The organism is Acinetobacter nematophilus, from assembly GCF_026344175.1.
In the GTDB taxonomy this organism is placed as follows: Bacteria; Pseudomonadota; Gammaproteobacteria; order Pseudomonadales; family Moraxellaceae; genus Acinetobacter; species Acinetobacter nematophilus.
The window spans coordinates 1-17,516 of record NZ_JAPKMY010000012.1 but is presented as its reverse complement, the minus strand read 5'-3'; the positions used below and the strand labels follow the sequence as shown (position 1 = coordinate 17,516).

The 17,516-nt window shown below is 35.0% G+C and carries 14 protein-coding genes and 3 pseudogenes; 10 read left to right on the top strand and 7 right to left on the bottom strand.

The genetic code is table 11. The features are described 5' to 3' along the window. Positions 1 to 515: 515 nt before the first annotated feature. The 5 genes from OSH00_RS17755 to OSH00_RS17735 form a co-directional block, all read right to left on the bottom strand. On the bottom strand, positions 516 to 1,109 hold the full coding sequence (locus OSH00_RS17755; protein ID WP_266131530.1) for a hypothetical protein: 594 nt from the start codon (positions 1,107 to 1,109) through the stop codon (positions 516 to 518). A 279-nt stretch (positions 1,110 to 1,388) separates the two neighbouring features. Then, the gene (locus tag OSH00_RS17750) at positions 1,389 to 1,835 is read right to left on the bottom strand and encodes a hypothetical protein (protein ID WP_266131529.1); all 447 of its coding nucleotides are present in this window, start codon (positions 1,833 to 1,835) and stop codon (positions 1,389 to 1,391) included. A 33-nt stretch (positions 1,836 to 1,868) separates the two neighbouring features. Further along, positions 1,869 to 2,093, bottom strand: a complete 225-nt coding sequence (locus tag OSH00_RS17745; protein WP_266131528.1) for a hypothetical protein — start codon at positions 2,091 to 2,093, stop codon at positions 1,869 to 1,871. After that, a complete protein-coding gene (locus OSH00_RS17740; RefSeq protein WP_257790575.1) occupies positions 2,090 to 2,221 on the bottom strand; it encodes a hypothetical protein in 132 nt (43 codons plus the stop codon). The genes OSH00_RS17745 and OSH00_RS17740 overlap by 4 nt, the downstream gene beginning before the upstream one ends. Before the next feature lie 3 nt (positions 2,222 to 2,224). Next, positions 2,225 to 2,479, bottom strand: a complete 255-nt coding sequence (locus OSH00_RS17735; protein ID WP_266131527.1) for a hypothetical protein — start codon at positions 2,477 to 2,479, stop codon at positions 2,225 to 2,227. Between the two features lie 630 nt (positions 2,480 to 3,109). On the opposite strand from OSH00_RS17735, the gene OSH00_RS17730 reads away from it, so the two are divergent. The 7 genes and pseudogenes from OSH00_RS17730 to OSH00_RS17700 all read left to right on the top strand — a co-directional run bounded on the left by OSH00_RS17730 (position 3,110) and on the right by OSH00_RS17700 (position 11,828). After that, positions 3,110 to 4,387 (top strand): hypothetical protein, encoded by a 1,278-nt coding sequence (locus tag OSH00_RS17730; protein ID WP_100885855.1) that lies wholly within the window; start codon positions 3,110 to 3,112, stop codon positions 4,385 to 4,387. A gap of 156 nt (positions 4,388 to 4,543) precedes the next feature. Continuing rightward, positions 4,544 to 5,575 carry a DUF932 domain-containing protein gene (locus OSH00_RS17725; protein ID WP_266131526.1) on the top strand — a complete coding sequence of 344 codons (1,032 nt, stop codon included), beginning with the start codon at positions 4,544 to 4,546 and terminating at the stop codon, positions 5,573 to 5,575. 181 nt (positions 5,576 to 5,756) lie between these two features. Then, positions 5,757 to 6,818, top strand: coding sequence for a YqaJ viral recombinase family nuclease (locus tag OSH00_RS17720; RefSeq protein WP_266131525.1), 1,062 nt, complete (start codon positions 5,757 to 5,759; stop codon positions 6,816 to 6,818). A gap of 112 nt (positions 6,819 to 6,930) precedes the next feature. After that, the gene (locus tag OSH00_RS17715) at positions 6,931 to 7,866 is read left to right on the top strand and encodes a recombination directionality factor (protein WP_266131524.1); all 936 of its coding nucleotides are present in this window, start codon (positions 6,931 to 6,933) and stop codon (positions 7,864 to 7,866) included. A gap of 81 nt (positions 7,867 to 7,947) precedes the next feature. Then, entirely contained in the window at positions 7,948 to 8,178 is a 231-nt protein-coding gene (locus tag OSH00_RS17710) for a helix-turn-helix transcriptional regulator (RefSeq protein WP_266131523.1), read from the top strand. A 331-nt stretch (positions 8,179 to 8,509) separates the two neighbouring features. Continuing rightward, on the top strand, positions 8,510 to 10,018 hold the full coding sequence (locus tag OSH00_RS17705; protein WP_266131522.1) for an SIR2 family protein: 1,509 nt from the start codon (positions 8,510 to 8,512) through the stop codon (positions 10,016 to 10,018). 662 nt (positions 10,019 to 10,680) lie between these two features. After that, positions 10,681 to 11,828, top strand: a pseudogene (locus OSH00_RS17700) (IS3 family transposase). A gap of 140 nt (positions 11,829 to 11,968) precedes the next feature. Here the strand turns inward: OSH00_RS17700 and OSH00_RS17695 are convergent. Further along, positions 11,969 to 12,193 carry a transposase family protein gene (locus tag OSH00_RS17695; protein ID WP_266131609.1) on the bottom strand — a complete coding sequence of 75 codons (225 nt, stop codon included), beginning with the start codon at positions 12,191 to 12,193 and terminating at the stop codon, positions 11,969 to 11,971. Positions 12,194 to 13,007: 814 nt separating this feature from the next. Continuing rightward, positions 13,008 to 13,756 (bottom strand): annotated as a pseudogene (locus tag OSH00_RS17690) (IS5 family transposase). A gap of 175 nt (positions 13,757 to 13,931) precedes the next feature. Here OSH00_RS17690 and OSH00_RS17685 point away from each other — a divergent pair. The 3 genes and pseudogenes from OSH00_RS17685 to OSH00_RS17680 all read left to right on the top strand — a co-directional run. Continuing rightward, complete coding sequence (locus OSH00_RS17685; protein WP_266131521.1) at positions 13,932 to 14,840, top strand: tyrosine-type recombinase/integrase; 909 nt, start codon at positions 13,932 to 13,934, stop codon at positions 14,838 to 14,840. Positions 14,841 to 15,146: 306 nt separating this feature from the next. Further along, positions 15,147 to 15,248, top strand: a pseudogene (locus tag OSH00_RS20610) (ESPR domain-containing protein); the annotation flags it as partial. 219 nt (positions 15,249 to 15,467) lie between these two features. Beyond that, a partial coding sequence (locus OSH00_RS17680) for a YadA family autotransporter adhesin (protein ID WP_420909546.1) occupies positions 15,468 to 17,516 on the top strand: 2,049 nt, incomplete at its 3' end.

Here is a 17,516-nt window from a genome sequence, read left to right as displayed (position 1 = left end):
ATATTTTTCATTGGAGATGTTTGGTATGCCAACATGTTGTCCATATTGCCAGTCTACTCAAGTACATCGAATATTTGTTTCTCATCAGCAGCAAGTCATTCATTTATTTTCAAATAAGACATCCATCTCAAAGCTTGGCTTAGCAACCATGTTCATTAAGCGGCTTTCATCTGGTTCATCATTATCACCTTGGATGTTGAAATTAGCAGAAGTGATATTGAGTGGCTTGATTGATTATTTAGTTGAATTGAGACATAGCACTTCGGAATCAGGAATTGTAATAAAGTTTTATTGTGAATCTTGCCATCGCAGTTTTAATGCATGAATTTGGTAGATGATCGTCATGGCTTTAAAATAGACTTGATAGAAGATTAACAGGTTTTCATGTGTATTTTTAAGTTTTGTTCTTATATTCTAAAGTCATAAGGAATGATGAAGAGAACTATAAATAAACCGATGTGTTGAGAGGCATCGGTTTATCCTAGTAGAAAAACTTAATTTTTTTAATTTAAAAATTAAACGAATCGATAGAGTTTCCCATCAATTTTTAAGTCAACATGCTTAATTTGCTTTTCAGGACAAGCAGGGGTGATTAAAACGTCTATATCGCTATCTGTTATGGTTTCACCTTCTGGTCCCCATGAATCGACCATACAGGAATGACCATCTTTAGATGTAATCTGTACTTCCTCAATCAAGATATCTGGATATTCAATAGGTTTACCTAAAGTGATAAATTCGACCCATGCAGGGTTTTTAGGGTTCATGCTGTACATGAAATAAAGACGAGGTATCTTTCGATTCTCACAATCAGCACTGTATTCATCTGCACCACAAGATTGAACTTTTATTGGTGAATTTGTATTGGTTTGAATACTCTCAGTCATTTCTGTTTGATTTAGAGAATCCTCATGAGTATCTCCTGGCATGTCTGGTTGGTGGGCTGTCATTGTTCCAACTTGCGAAGCGTGTATTTGATCAGGATTAATATCTGATGGAACGTTGCTGCTGATTGATGATTGCTTAGATTGATTCCATACAAGATAAGCTATTCCAGCAAGGGCAATAATAATGATCACATTGAAGATAAGTTGCATATGATTTTTCATGTAATGATCCTTTTGATATTTTGTTGACTATACGCATCGATGCCACTGATTTAGATTAAAAATAATCCTCTATAGATCATGAAGAAAACAAACAGTTCACTACCATGCTAATGTATCTAAGTCGTTATATGCTTCCCTCTATCGAGGGTTTTAGCTTGGATGATTCTTTATCATTATTGGAAAGTGGAACCTAGGTTTTTAAGCCTAGGCATACCTATTTCTTTTTGATCATGGATATAAGCAATAATCGAATGAGCGCAATGATTAAAAATTTGAGAATTATAGCGAAGCACAACTCTCAACTAGTTCTTTAGCAAAAGCTTTATTGGCTTTTGCAGATATGAATGAAGCCATTTTTTTATTGTTAATAAAAACATCAATTTTTTTGGCTTTTCCTAGATGAGCGATAAGTTTGTTCCAATCATTTCCATTCAGTCTGGATCGTGTTTCATTGGGTACTTCAAGTGCTTTTCCATCAATGATAAAGCTAAAAGATGATTGCTTATTAAAGCTTGCATACGCTTTACTTGCAGTTGAGAGTTCCACTGAGTGATCAACGTTTAAAACACCGCCACTGTTGCATGAAATGGTCAATTTTTGGTTTTTGCTATTTTGAAGGGAATACAAACTAAAGCCTTGTGAAAAATTATCTTGCCAGATATTGGGCGCTGCTTGAGATGTGGAATACATGCACAGTATGAATGCCATTAATGTGAATTTTTTCATGAGAAAATCCTATAGATATTTTTAGATTGGAATTTATTTAGAGCGAAGCACTAAGCCACCGATGATTATAAGAATAAGTACGCCACCAATGAATTTACCCACAGATGGGAACATGACTGCTGGCCAAATCACGCCTTGCCCTAAGTGATAGGCAAATGATTTATAGCTATGTTGACCCCAAAAGTTTTGATAAATTGCAAACAGTAAGCCCATAATCAAATAAGAACGGATTAACCAAGAAGTAATAGATGTATTCATTTATTTCCACCAAACGCATATTGAGCAAGTAAGTAAAACAAACCAAAAACAATCATCATGCCGATGAATGGCAGACCCAGAAAGCAAATGACTGCAACAATACAGATGATTCCAGCAATAGCTCTCATGGCTTACTCCCGCATACATTGCAAACTGATTTGCACCATATCGTTTTGAAAGGCTTCAGTCTGGCTTAAGGTGTAAAGATTATTTTTAAAACCTTCCTCTCCGTACTTAGTCTCTAGTTTTTGATAGACACATTTGCAGGCGGATCGCTCCATTCCTGTAGATTGGCAACCCCCAAGAAACTCTCGTTCAGCTTTACTGGCACAACCGAGTGTTATGAGTGAACAGCCAATGATTAAAATTGAAGTTTGAATTTTCATCATTCCCCCTAATTTATTGTTATTGCTTATTTTGGAATTGATCATTTCAACAGCATGACAAAATGCAAAGACAAAGGCGTCCTATTCCAAGGACAAATAAGTCTTTAGATTGAATGTCTGTTGAATGAAAAACTAGCTGTTTTGCCAAAGGTAGGGCAATAGCCGATAGGGTTTTAGAGAAAACAATAAACAAAGATAAAGTTGAGTCATGATAACTACTCCTATATGCAATAGAAGTTCTACCGAATCACTGTCAATTGATTATGGTGGCAGAACGAAAGAGGGTTGACAGACTGGGCATATAGAACCAGCACGCGCGGACGCGTCCCCCTCCCGTTCTACCGCAAAGGGGGACGAGAAGGTTTCACATAAGACTTATACTCAGAAAGTAAAATCTGATGCGCTATATACAACGGTCTGTCAAAACCGACTGACAATGTAGGTCAGCAAACAAAGGATAGATGCTGAAATTTGCTTAGTCAACATGTGACTAATCGATTGAACGAAAATAGAATATATAGATGGTTTTTATTATCTTCATTTAAGAATTTAGCTTTACTTCATGAAGAATTATTTATTAAATAAGCTATTAACTTTTAAATAATAAAATATAAACAAGGGGTAACAAAAGTGTCTGAGACGTTATACACAAGCAATGAGGAAGCATTGCCTTCAAGTTCTCATGCTCCATTAGGGCTATTGGCTATTTTAGGAGGGATTAATTTTTTTTATACAGATTGGACGGTTCTCTATACCTATTCCGTGTTGATCATTTTTTCTTTTTTTTATTTTATTTACTATATTTTTTCCTCTGGTGAATACCAAAAGATTTTAGCGAACATGTTGCTTGCTGTACTCGTCATGTGTTTGGCAATTATTCCGATTATTGGCTGGATCATTCTAATATTGTTTATTTTATACAATATTTCCAAGGCTATAGATGGGATAAAGAATTTATTTCCAGAGGCTTGCTACAGTTTAGCAATATACTTTTTACTCGGTTCAAAAGAATTATTAGATCTGAATATCATCGGTTCAATTGTTGCATTCATTCTGTATTTAAGCATTACAACGACATATTTTAACCGTCTTTCTAAATCTGGTTTAGATACAAGGGGCGTGCTATTTCGGGTGTCGATCATGTTGTTATCGATTCCTTTGTTGATCATGTTGGTGATTTCCATCATGTCAGCACTTCGGAATATATTTTCTTTTAAGGTTACGCCTCAACAAGTATCAATCAAAACGCCTCAGCAAGTATCAGGTTATACAAGAGTTTCAGGAGTAGAAGTCGCAGGATATACACGACAAATAACTACAAACGTTACTCAGAATGTAGTAACCGCTAGTGCAGGCTCAGGAGCGATTACATCGACAATGACCCGAGCCATTACTGAAAGTCTGAATGAGCAAGATAATTTTGACGATGTGCAAACACCAATTAAAACTGTTTCTGGACGTGATTCTGAAATAGGGGGATGGGGTAGGAAAAGCTTCTCAGAAGATTTTTTAAAAAATAATATTCCTCCAACAGATAAAAATCTGAGCTTCTATAGATTTGATGAGTTAGATAATAAAAAAATTAATAATTTTATTGCGATTACCAAGAAAATTGCTAACTGTCCAATGTTCACAACTCAAGATGTCATTGTTTATTATGACGAAACTGTATTCGGAAAAGGTGATCAAGGAATCGTAATCACTGCACACTTTTTAATTGTTTATGTCAATCTATGTGATGCTAAATTTTATATTCCACTGAATGAAATTTATAATTTGACAATTAGTGGAAGGTTAAATAAAAAAATTAAATTTTGGGATGCGGACAATCAAGAATATGAGATTGAGTTAACGCAATCAAATGAGGGAGCGAAAAATATATTTAATACTATTCACTTACTTAAATAAGAATTATAAAAAATTTCAGCTATATATCATCAACATGAATCCATGATTTAAATCAAATTCTGGTTGATTACACTTTGGCTTACTCCTTCAGTAAGCCTTTTTTATGCCTCAAATTTAGATTTAAACAATTTAATCTAATTCTAAAAGGAAATGAATATGTCACATCTTATTGAACAAATGGCTTATGTGGGGCAAACCCCTTGGCATGGCTTGGGCAATCAACTGACGCAGAACCAACCTATTGAGATCTGGGCGCAACAAGCAGGCATGAACTGGAGAATAGAATCTTCAGATGTCAGCTATATGGCACAGAATGACCGTGGACAAAGTATCATCATGCCTTTTGAAGAACAGCGTGTTCTATATCGTTCAGATACCTATGCACCTTTATCGGTGGTCAGCCAACGTTATCAAGAAGTCCAACCCCTTGAAATTCTACATTTCTACAAAGACTTAACAGAACAATCTGGCTTTGAACTTGAAACAGCAGGCGTACTCAAAGGTGGTAAGAAATTCTGGGCATTGGCACGAACAGGACAGACCTCAGCACTCAAAGGCAAAGATGTCAGTAATGGCTATATTCTATTAGCCACGGCTTGTGATGGTACTTTAGCCACCACTGCACAATTTACTTCCATTCGTGTGGTGTGTAATAACACGCTTGCGATTGCACTAAAAGGACAGGATACAAGTCGAGGTGTTGTTAAAGTCCCACATAGCACTAAATTTGATGCTGAAAAGGTCAAACAACAATTGGGTATTTCAATCCGTGCATGGGATGAACACATGTATGAAATGAAACAGCTCAGTCAACGAAAAGTGACTCAACAAGAAGCCGCAGCCTATTTCGATGCCGTATTTAACAACACGAGCCTAAGTATTGCTGAACAGGATGAAAGCATCATTCAGTTTTATCGTAATGTTGCCAATCAAGCAGAGGCGAATAAAACCGAACCGAATGGAAGAGCCATGTCTAAGGTTATGACCATGTTTAATGGGCAAGGGCGAGGAGCAACACTTTCCTCAGCCAAAGATACTGCCTACGGTTTACTTTGCTCCATCACAGAATTTGCTGATCACGAACGTCGTGCAATGAGTCAGGATCATCGGCTCGATTCAGCATGGTTTGGTGCAGGCGCAGGCTTAAAACAACGCGGTTTGGAACAGGCTTTAAGGATGATGGCTTAAACAACTATTCAATCCATCTGAATAATGAAATTTTAGTTGAAGTAATACTTTACAATTGCATAAAAATAGCAGACACTCAATACGGATTTATTCTTAAATCGCCTGTAGTTTCTCTTTTATAGCCACATCTTCGGATGTGGTTTTTTTATGCCCAAAATTTAACAATAACAGGAATGAAACTATGAATAACCACATCAATATCAACCCTCAATCCACTCGACCCATCACATCAACAACTGCTCAAACTTTTATTGCCCCAAAGCTCTTTAGTGCCAAACGCTTGGTCAATACCAAACAAATGAGCCAAGCCGAATGGCTTGAAGTAAGAAAACAAGGCATTGGTAGTAGTGACTGTGCAGCAGCCTGTGGACTTAATCCCTATATGTCGATGTTGGAACTGTGGATGATTAAAACAGGACGTATCCAACAAAACATTGAGGATGAAAGTGAAGGGCATGCACCGCTCTATTGGGGCAAACGTCTCGAACTATTAGTCGCTGAATACTACAGTCTCCACACCAACTATAAAGTACGTCGGGTCAATGCAGTTCTCCAACACCCTGAACCTGATAAACACTTTATGTTAGCCAATTTAGATTACTCGGTGGTGGGTGATGCAGATGTACAAATTCTCGAATGTAAAACCGCAGGAGAACATGGTGCTAAGCTTTGGCGAGATGGTGTACCTCTGTATGTACTTTGCCAAGTACAACATCAACTGGCAGTGACAGGTAAGAAAGCAGCGCATATCTGTGTCCTGATCTGTGGGCATGAAACCCGAATCTTTAAAGTGACTCGTTCAGAATCAGTGATCCAACACATCATCCATGCAGAACGACACTTCTGGGAATGTGTGGAAAAAGATACGCCACCTGATGCTGATGCATCTGAATCAGCAGCTAAAGCCTTACAACAGCTTTATCCTGAACATGTGCCACTGACAACCACTGACCTATCCGAAGATGAACAAGCCAATCAACAGTTTGAGCAATTGATTCAAGCACGCCATCAAATTGAAACTGGTCAAGAGACATTCGATCTGATGAAACATCAACTACAAGCCAAAATGCAACAAGCTGAACGAGCGACCTTTAAAACAGGTTCAGTGACGTGGAAAAAGTCTAAGGATTCAATCGTCTTGGACACTAAGGCTTTACTCAAACAGTACCCTGAATATCTCAATCAATTTCCACAAAGTAAACAAGGTGCTAGGCGTTTCAACATCTATACAAACGATGATTGAAAGGAATTTAGCCTAAGTAATTTGAAACGAAATAAACAATTAAAAGTCCCATGCCAGAGCGTATGGGATTTTTTTTTATGTCCCATTAATTTATTCAAAAGAGAGAATTACCATGATCAAAGGTTTAGCCATTACACCACCCATACTCGGTAGAATCAGCATTGGTAAAATTGTTGAAAAGAACGGTAAACGACTGCCTGAAAAGGATGACCAATTTACCATTACCAGCCAAATCCAAGGAAAAGATGGCTGGATTAAACATCCACTGGATGAACAACTCCGAGCCAAAGCACCCAATCAAAACCAAAAACTCAGAACAATTCCAGTACGGATGATCTTTAACGATCATGAACTCAACCTTAGAGCGGAATACACCTTATTTGATCGCCAAACTGGACGACCTGTATGTATTGGCAATGGAGAGACTTGTCAAAGACAAACCAATCAAGGCATTGAGCAACATCCATGCCCATCTCCTGAGCTATGTCCATTGGCACAGGGAGGCAACTGTAAACCCTTTGGACGCTTGCATGTCAACTTAGACGAATCGGATGAACTCGGTACTTTTATTTTTAGAACGACTGGATTTAACAGCATTCGGACTTTGGCAGCACGCTTGTGTTATTACCATGCGGCATCGAATGGTTTGCTGTCATGTCTACCATTACAACTCACACTCCGTGGCAAGTCCACCACACAAAGTTATCGAACCCCAGTGTATTACGTGGACTTAACTTTAAGAGATGGTGTGAATCTTCAACAAGCTATTCAAATGGCAAAAGAGATTGATCAGCAGTGTAAAGCATCTGGATTTAATCAAAATGCTTTAGATCAGATGGCTGGGCAGTGTTTTAGTAATGCAAGATTTGAGGTGAATTCGGAAGAGGGTTTGGACTTGGTGGAGGAGTTCTATACAGATGAAGTTGCTGAGTCTGAACAAGCACAACCTGAGTCAAAATCTAAAGTTAAACCTAACTTTAATCAGGGTGATGGGTTTGTGCAGGATATTCAGCAGGGATTGCAGGGGAGTGTGAGGGCAGTGAACTGAATGAGCTCAAAGGTTAAAAAATTACAGACCTTGGGGTTATTTGAGCAGTAGCGCTCGCATCAATGATCAGGAGTAAACATCATGAATGCGTTCACAGGTCAAACTTTTCAAATGAATCAAATTATTAATATTAAGCAAGTTGTCTTATTTACAGGTGTTGGTCGTTCAACGATTTATGAAATGATGGATGAGTTTTCACCGTATTATGATCCAACATTTCCAAAGAGAGTGAAAATCACTCAGAACCGTATTGGTTGGTCAGCTTGGGAAATTAATCAATGGATTGAAGCTAAGTTAGCTAGCCGTGAATAAGGGGGAGCTTTAGCTCCCTTATTTTTTTCATTAAATTCATTTGATAAATTATAAATCTGAGTTCAATCATAGATTAAAGAAAATCAAAATAGCAGCGTTTTATCAAGATTTGTATAGTGAGTGAAAGGGAGGGCTATGGTTAACGCTAGCTTTGGAGTAGGAGAAGAAGGAGGCCTAAATTTAACCTATACTTTTAGTACTTAATTTTTATTGTGAATAATTTTTACCTTAATGAAAATTATGAATTAAAAGTTTACTGACAAAAATTGCTTGAATAGACTCAAATGGATAAGATGAATTTATCTTTAAAAAACAAACTAGAAATCTATTTATGGATATTTTTGAATTTGTAAGCGGGTATAAAAACCATCCTGTTCTCTTCGTTGGTACAGGACTAAGTTTAAGATATTTAAGAAATTCTTTCACTTGGGAAGGATTACTTAAGTATGTATCAATTGAATTGTATGGCTCTGATGAAAAATTTTATGATCTAAAGAGTACTGTTTACAATGCGCATGATGGCTCTCACAATTTAATGGAGTTAGCCGAAATTCTTGAGAAAGAGTTTAATGAAATTGCTCAGAGTGATAGGAATGGAAAGTTTTCTGCCATAAATCAGTTGTTTTATGAAGCTGGTAGAAATGGTAAAACCCTTAGTCGTTTTAAAATTTTTGTAAAAAATTTATTAACTCAATTAGATTATAGATCTGATAAAGCTGATGAAATTGAATCTTTTAAAAGGCTCGCAAAAAATATTTCCTCAGTTGTAACAACGAATTATGATCGAATGATTGAGGATCTAATTCAATTTCAACCTTTAATTGGTAATGAAATTTTACTAAGCAATCCGTATGGTTCTATTTATAAAATTCATGGATGTGTTAATTATCCTGAAAAGATAATTTTAACTACTAATGATTACAATTTATTCTTTAAAAGATATGAATTAATTCGAGCACAATTAATTTCTTTATTTGTACATAATCCTATAATTTTTTTAGGGTATGGGGTAGGTGATACAAATATAAAGGAGATTTTGAGTACAATTTATAAGTATGTAGAAATTAATTCTCCAGAAGCTGAAAAGATTAGGAAAAACTTTTTGCTTGTCGAGTATGAAGCTGGATCAGACTCATTAGATATTCAAGATCATGACATCCTTATCAATGGTTCTATGATTAGAATTAACAAGGTAAAGACAGATGATTATATAAGTGTTTATAAAGCTATTGAAGATTTATCTCTTCCTGTTTCAGCATTAGAAGTAAGAAAAGTTTTAGATGTTGTAAGGGAGATCGTAGCAGGAGGAACAATCAAAGTAAGTGTTGCTGAGGATATTGAAACTTTAAAGAATTCAGATAAGGTTCTTGCTATTGACTCTAAGGAAAATATTAAATATCTATATAAAATTAATAATCCAGCTCAGTTAATTAGTGAATATTTCGAAATTCTAAATACACAAAATTGTGATATCGTTAAATTATTAGATGATATGGTAGTTCCAAGTAATCAATGGTTTCCTACTTATGGTTTCAGTACAATTTGTCCTGAGTTAGAATGTGCAGAATTATTGAAAAAATCTCAATCAGATAAAATTAATTCATACTATCAAAATTCTAGAAAAGATAGGTTTGAGACATTTTGTCCAACTACAATACAATGTATTCTTGATACGGATCAGATCAAGAAAACTTATAAGTTAGATGCAATATTTCATTTCGTGTTAAATGATGTAATTGATTTAGAAGATCTTAAGGGGCATATTGAGAGTCTTGAGGATGATCGAAATTCAGAATTTAGAAAGTTATTATGCTTATATGACTTTAAAAAATATTCTTAAGAAAAAATTTTAATTGCTCATGAGTTTTTTAAAAAAAGAGGGTCAATATTGGGTAAATTTGACCTTTTTTTTTAATAGAATTGAGAGAAAACAAGGTATTATTGGCTAGGTTAAACTGACGCCACCTCCACCAAATTCTTGTATAAAAATCATTGCTTAAAAAAGGTGTTGTCTAACGTGAAGTCGCTTTCCGCTTTTTTATAAACATACAAGGAACAAAATATGTAAATAATATTTTTTTGTAAGTTACTTTTAGTCTAATGGCTATTGGTTGTGCGAACGGATAAGTGCCTGGGATTTTTTATGCAATTTTATTTTCAACCAAGCGCAGCAAATCCCTATGGGTGAGTGCCTTTGGGAAATCATGAAAAATGGGATGAACAAAAGTTCAATGAATATGTTTTGCTTCCTCTAAGGTTAAGAAAAACGGCTATACAACAAATTTATTTGAAGCCAAACAAAGAATAATTAATGAAACGGGAATTAAATTTACCTTTCACGATCTCAGACGTAGATTTGAAAAGATTGCTGAAAATCTAGATTATGGTCAATACACGATTAAAATGCTTTTAAACCACACTATATATGGTGATTTAACTGAATAGCCTCCGATTTTGTAGACACCTTTTAGTTAGATAAAATGGCTAATTAGCGAGGTGCTTATGAGCAGTAAACGATACCCTGAAGAAGTCAAAATTGAAGCAGTAAAGCAAGTGACTGAGAAAGGCCATAGTGTGGTCGAAGTTGCTGCACGTTTAGGGATCACCACCCATAGTCTATATGCCTGGATTAAACGTTATGATCCGCAGCAACCCAATATAGTAGAATCTAGTGATGCACTTGCTGAGCTAGCGAAACTGAGAAAAGAACTGCAACGAGTTACAGAATAAAGGAATATTCTAAAAAAGGCCGCGGTGTACTTCGCAAGCCAGTCCAAATGAGGTACGCCTTTATTCAGGACAACCAGCACATATGGTCTGTTCGTCGTTTATGTTCAACTTTAGATATTCATTACAGTGGTTATTACGCATGGTTAAAGCGACCCATCAGTAAAACTGCGAGGAAACGGCAACAGCTTTCAGGATTGATTAAACAGTTCTGGCTGGAATCTGGTGGAGTTTATGATTATCGTAAGATTTTCTGTGATTTGAAAGATGTTGGTGAAAGTTGCTGAATTAATCGAGTACACCGACTCATGAAGGCGAATGGTCTAAAATCACAGCGTGGTTATCGTAAATCTAGAGTTCATGCAGGTACTCCATCTGTCTTTACTGCAAATATGTTAGATCGACAGTTTAACCCAGCTCATCCCAACCGTTTATGGGTTACTGATATTACTTATATTCGTACTCATGAGGGATGGTTATATCTTGCGGTAGTAATAGATTTATTTTCACGCCTTGTAATTGGCTGGTCTATGAAATCAAGAATGACTACAGATCTAGTTTTAGATGCATTATTGATGGCTTTGTGGCGAAGGAATCCAATGAACAAGGTGCTGATCCATTCTAACCAAGGCAGCCAATACACCAGCCATGAATGGCAGACATTTCTCAAGCACCATAATCTTGAAAGCAGTATGAGCAGAAGAGGCAACTGTCATGATAATGCTGTTGCTGAAAGCTTCTTTCAGTTGTTAAAGCGAGAACGTATCAAGAAGAAGATTTATTCAAACAGATCCGAGGCTAGAACCGATATCTTTGAATATATTGAGATGTTTTATAATTCAAAACGTAGACATGGTTCCAATGGTCAGCGTTCTTCATTAGATTATGAAAAAGCCCATCAAAAGACGGTTTTGTGTGTCTAGAATTTTGGTGGCTATTCACTCAGGTTAAAGTAATACACCCAATTTAATATTAACTTTTAATAATCATTGTGAATAGATGCGGAAAATTTTTTAAAGTTAAATGGATTTTATTTTAAAAGTATAATTATAATAGGCTTCTTTCATAAATCATTTTTACTCAACTCTAAATTATAAATACCTTCAATCAAATTAAACCTTAAGCCAAGCCGTTTTCCTCTATTTCGATAACGCTCTGCAAGAATTTTGAAAGTCTTTAATGTACCAAATACATGGTCAATCTCTATTCTTCTTTTATTAATTTCTCGATTATATATTTTTAGCAAAGGATCTAATCCACTACGCTTTTTAGCTTTGCCTGATAACAGGCTATCAGGGTATAGAGCATAAATTCCTTGATATCCTTTATCTGTAAGAATAAATAAATTTGTTGAAAATTAAATGCAGATTGCATTTGAACAGTTTAAAGTCATTTACAGCAACTTTGCTCATGCAAAAATTTAGTATAATGATCGCTTGCACCTTAAATGTGTGAGCCTTTTTCTTACCACTATAGCTTTTCTTCTGTTTTATTAGGCATTTGAATTGAAATTTCAGTGGCATCTACGATCACAACATTCCAGTCTATACCTTCATCTTCGGGGATATCTTTGGGTAAATTAAACAAACCTGACTGAATTAAACTATCTTCAACTTGACGAACAATTCTGGAAGCTGTTGGCTCTCAAACACCGTAACTTGCAGCAACATGGAATAAGGTTTGGTATTCTCTCTAATAGCTTAAACAGAGTAATACTTGATCTTAAAAAAAAAGTTTGGGTGGTCTGCATTTAGTAGGAATTTGCATCTGCATTTGTTCAACCATTAGAGAAAATATCGAATGAGATATACCTGTATAACGCTTAAACTGTGTATCAGAAAGCTTTGTTGAGTTAAAATATTTCATAAACAGATTATGCTTGAAATCTAAATTTTACCAAAATTAATATTAAATAAAAGATGATTTTTTTTGAAACTGGTTTATTAATAATTAACAGGGAAAGTGTGTTTAAATATTCTAAGAGAAAATTTTTAAAAAAATTATTAAAATTAAGAAGTGATTATATCAATAGAACATATGTATAGAAATTTTTTTAATATTTATGTTAGGGTTTTTTGATATTTTTAGTGCATATTTTTGCTCTATAAAGGCAACCATATAAATATACAAGCTAGAGCTACCACACTCTGATAATTTCTCTTTAGCTAGTCATATCTTGTTCCAATACCTCTAAACGCTTTTAAATGTGCAAATATATTTTCTACTAAATGTCTAATTTTATATAAATGCCAATCCATATGATCATTATTGAGTTGTGTATCGGATTTTCATCGAATACTTGCATGTGTTTTTGTCTTTTGTATTTATTCGCGTGAACTTTCTAAATCATATCGCTTGTTTGTACATAATTTTTCTGTTGAACTTAAATCAAACTTAGAAACTAAATCAGGCGTAACTTTGACATCATGAGTTGTACCATCACAAATAATAACTTCTATTGGGTTGTCATCAGCAACAAAAGCCAAATGTATTTTTGAGCTATTACTACCAATACTTTTGGAAATATCTTGATTTTTAATCTCAGCAGAATGTTGATTTGTCCTGATATGAGTTCAATCAATGAAAAGCCATTCTTTATCTGCATGTTTAGTAAATAATTTAAATATTTTCATAAATTTATTGTCCGCAGATCAACGACAAAACTTTTTAAATATTGATTTTGATTTGCCAAATTCTGTCGTTAAATCTCTCCAAGGACAACATGTTCTGATACGGTATAGGATAGTTTCAATAAAATTTCTCAAATTTTGTTTTATATGAATTCTAAAAATTATGGGAAATAGATTTTAGCTTAGGACCAATCTTGATCTTTCAGCATTGTTCGAGGCATAGCGAGTAGTAAATTTGGTTTAGCGATTGAATATTACTTTCTCGCAATTTTTTTATACGGTAAATGTCAACAGACCTTAATAATATTGATTAAATTTTTAAATAAAAATCTTTTAAGTAATTTATTATTTTAGTTAAATAAAAACAATAATTTATTTTTGAATAAGGAAAGTGTGATGAATATCAGTTTTAATTTGCTTTTGGAGAGTTTTTTCGCATATCATGTCTTAAGGGAAGACAGTCAAATGACGTATAAAAAAATTATTCATTATTTTGTTGAATCTAATCAAAAATTATCACCAGAAAATATTACAACTAATGATGTGATAGAATGGAGAAAGAGGATGTTAGCTAAAATTAAGCCAGTGAGTTGGAATACCTATGCAAGACACTTACATGCGCTTATAAGTTTTGGAATAAAACAAAAAATATTAAAACGTACAGATAATCCGTTTAGTAAAGTTCAGATTAAATCAGATAATAAATCTATAAAATATTTAAATAGTTATCAAATTACACAATTAGAAATTTTTATGAAGGAATGTCATCTTAATAAAAAGTTAAAGTTTATCAAACCTATTTGGTTTTTTATAACAATTGTTAAGAGTTTTCAATATACTGGTATGCGTAAAAGACAGTTACTAAATTTAAAAATACAAGATATTAAAATTAATGAAGGAATTATATTCATTGATGGTATTTACAATAAGAATCATAAAAGTCATCAAATACCAATATCAAGTAAGTTAAAGCCTCATTTGTTAGAGTTAATTGACAAACATAGAGAGCTAAGCTCATCTATAGAGGATCAATTATTCAATATTAATTGCTTTAAATATCAGAAAACACAAGTAAGGAAAATGTCAGTCTATCAGATTGATGCTATATTTAGATATTTGTCAAAAAATGTTGATTTTAAAGTGAGTCCACATCGTTTTAGGCATACTGTTGCAACAACAATTTTAAAAAATAGTGACAATATTTACATGGCACAAAAAATACTTGGACATCAATCAATCAGGACCACGATGCAATATATCGAACATGATATAGAATTATTAAGGAATGGTATTGAAATGATTTAGTTATTGTTAACAATGACTTATGTTAAAAAGTGTCGAAAGTAGGCAGTTGATATGTAATCAACTGTAGGTTTTTATGTGATGAATATTGCATTTTTCGTATAAAAATGCAAACAAAATCGTTTAAGCTTTCCTTGAGTAATGACGTACCTTTCTAAATTAATACCAATATGAACAAAAAACAAACAATTTAATATTTTTTTTAACTCTATCCATTTTTAAGTAAACAAACAGGCAGTTGATTACATATCAACTGCCTGTTTGTTTTTGAATGCTTAAGAAGTAATAAATCATATTTAGGTGAAAGCAATGAATAAACTATACAAAGTAATTTGGAATGCATCACTTGGTGCATGGATAGCTGTTTCTGAAATTGCAAAGGGTAAAGGTAAAAACTCTAAGCAAAAAACATTAAAAGCTTGTAAAGCTCAAATTTACAAAATTAATGTTGGGAAAATTTTAAGTTTTACAGCAATATATATATCAATTTCGTTCATTTCTAATGTTACTTTTGCTCAAAAAACTATTTCGACAACTGGAACAGGAGCAGGTGTAGCAACTAGTGGTTCTGTAGCGAATGATGACAGTTTATCTATTTTAGATTGGCAAAATCCCTTTTTACCACTTTTTATGCAACTAGGTGCGGGTTCACAACCAGCAGGTGGTGCAGTAGCCATAGGTGAAAATTCTAAAGCAATTGCTCGAAGCTCTGTTGTTATTGGTTCTAATTCGACTGCTACTATTAATGGAGCTACAACAACCACAGGTGTAGCGACCAATTTAGGAGCATCAGTTGTTATAGGTGCTAATAATTATTCGAACGGAAATAATAACGTTGCTATTGGTAATAGATCTTACACGAATGGTAATGCGGCTTTAGCAATAGGTCGAGAATCTAGTGCGACAAGTGATTTCGCATTATCTTTAGGAACTGTTAGTGCTGCTACAGGTATAAAGTCTACTTCTATAGGACATTCAAGTGTTTCTTCTGGGAATAATTCTATAGCCATTGGTAGTTCTCAAGGAGCAGGACGTGATTGGAGTAATAATGGGACAACTTCAAGTGGAAGCAATTCCATTGCGGTAGGTACATCAGCCAAAGCAAATGCGGCTGATACGATTGTAATAGGACAAGCTGCAAATGCATCTACACTCGCTACAAATGCAATGGTAATCGGTAAAGATGCACAAGCAATTGGTCAGAATAATATAAGCTTTGGGGTCGGAGCTAAAACAGGAAATGTGGTGTCAAGTGTTACTGATGCTCTTCCATTAGCTGGTGGTTCACAAATTGCAATAGGTACAGGTGCAGTAACGGATACTGCTGGTTCAATTGCGATTGGTTATAATGCTTTAACAGGTTTAAATAATAACTTTGGATTAGCCTTAGGTGGATATGCGCAAGCTACTGGTAACAGTGCTGTATCAATAGGACGTAGATCTGAATCAACAGGTCAAAATAGTACGGCTGTGGGAGGTCGCGAAACAAAAGCCACAGCAGGAGGAGCTACAGCAGTTGGTTCAAATGTACAAGCAACGGGTTTTGAGTCTTTAGCCATAGGTGCTGGGAAGGGAGATGGTACTTCAGTTACTAGTACAATTTCCTCAGGAAAACAATCTGTTTCAGTAGGTGCAAATTCAAAAGCAACAAATACTTCAGCTGTTGCAGTTGGTACAAATGCTAATAGCACTGGCGAGAATGCTATTGCGATAGGTACAGGATCTCAAGCGACTGCGAAAGATACTATTAGTATCGGTACTGGAAATGTGGTTACAGGGCAAGGCTCAGGTGCTATTGGTGATCCAACAACAATTAATGGAACTGGAACATATAGTGTCGGTAATAATAATGGAACTATTGATGCTCTTAACAGTGGAGCATTTGGTAATGACAATACGATTACTGGTGCTTTAAATTCTGTACGAATTGTAGGTAATAAAAATACTGTAACTGCAAATTCTGTTTCAGTAATGGGTAATAACTCTACAGTTAGCGGTACAAGTGGAATAAGCATTGGTAATCAAAATATAGTTTCTGGTCAATCAGCAATAGCAATTGGTGAAATAGCTCAATCCAAAGGTCTGCAATCTTTTGCAGCAGGTTATGATGCATCTGCGTCAGGACAAGATGGATTAGCCTTAGGTAGTGCTACAGATGCAAGTGGATTAAGTTCAACTGCTGTTGGTAGAGCTGCATGGGCATTAACTGATTATGCTACTGCTCTAGGTGCAGAAACGACTGCTGATGCACTGAATGCAACTGCGATAGGCTCTTTTGCTAAAGCCACAAAAGAGAACTCTGTAGCTTTGGGTGCTAGCTCAACTACTGCAACAGATGCTACGCAGCAAACCTCTGCCACCATAAATGGACTGACCTATGGTACTTTTGCAGGACAAGTGACTGATCCAGGCATGCAGATTTCTGTTGGCTCAGTAGGTGCTGAGCGCCAAATCAAAAATGTAGGTTCTGGTGAAATTTCAGCTACAAGCACAGATGCCATCAATGGAAGTCAACTTTATGCAACGAATGCAGTTTTAGGAAATATATCAAACAGTATCGAGACTACATTAGGTGGAAATGCAACTTTAAACTCTGATGGCTCAATTAGTATGACTGATATTGGAGGGACTGGTCAAAACACCATTCATAATGCAATTTTAGCCTCTAGAACAGAAGTC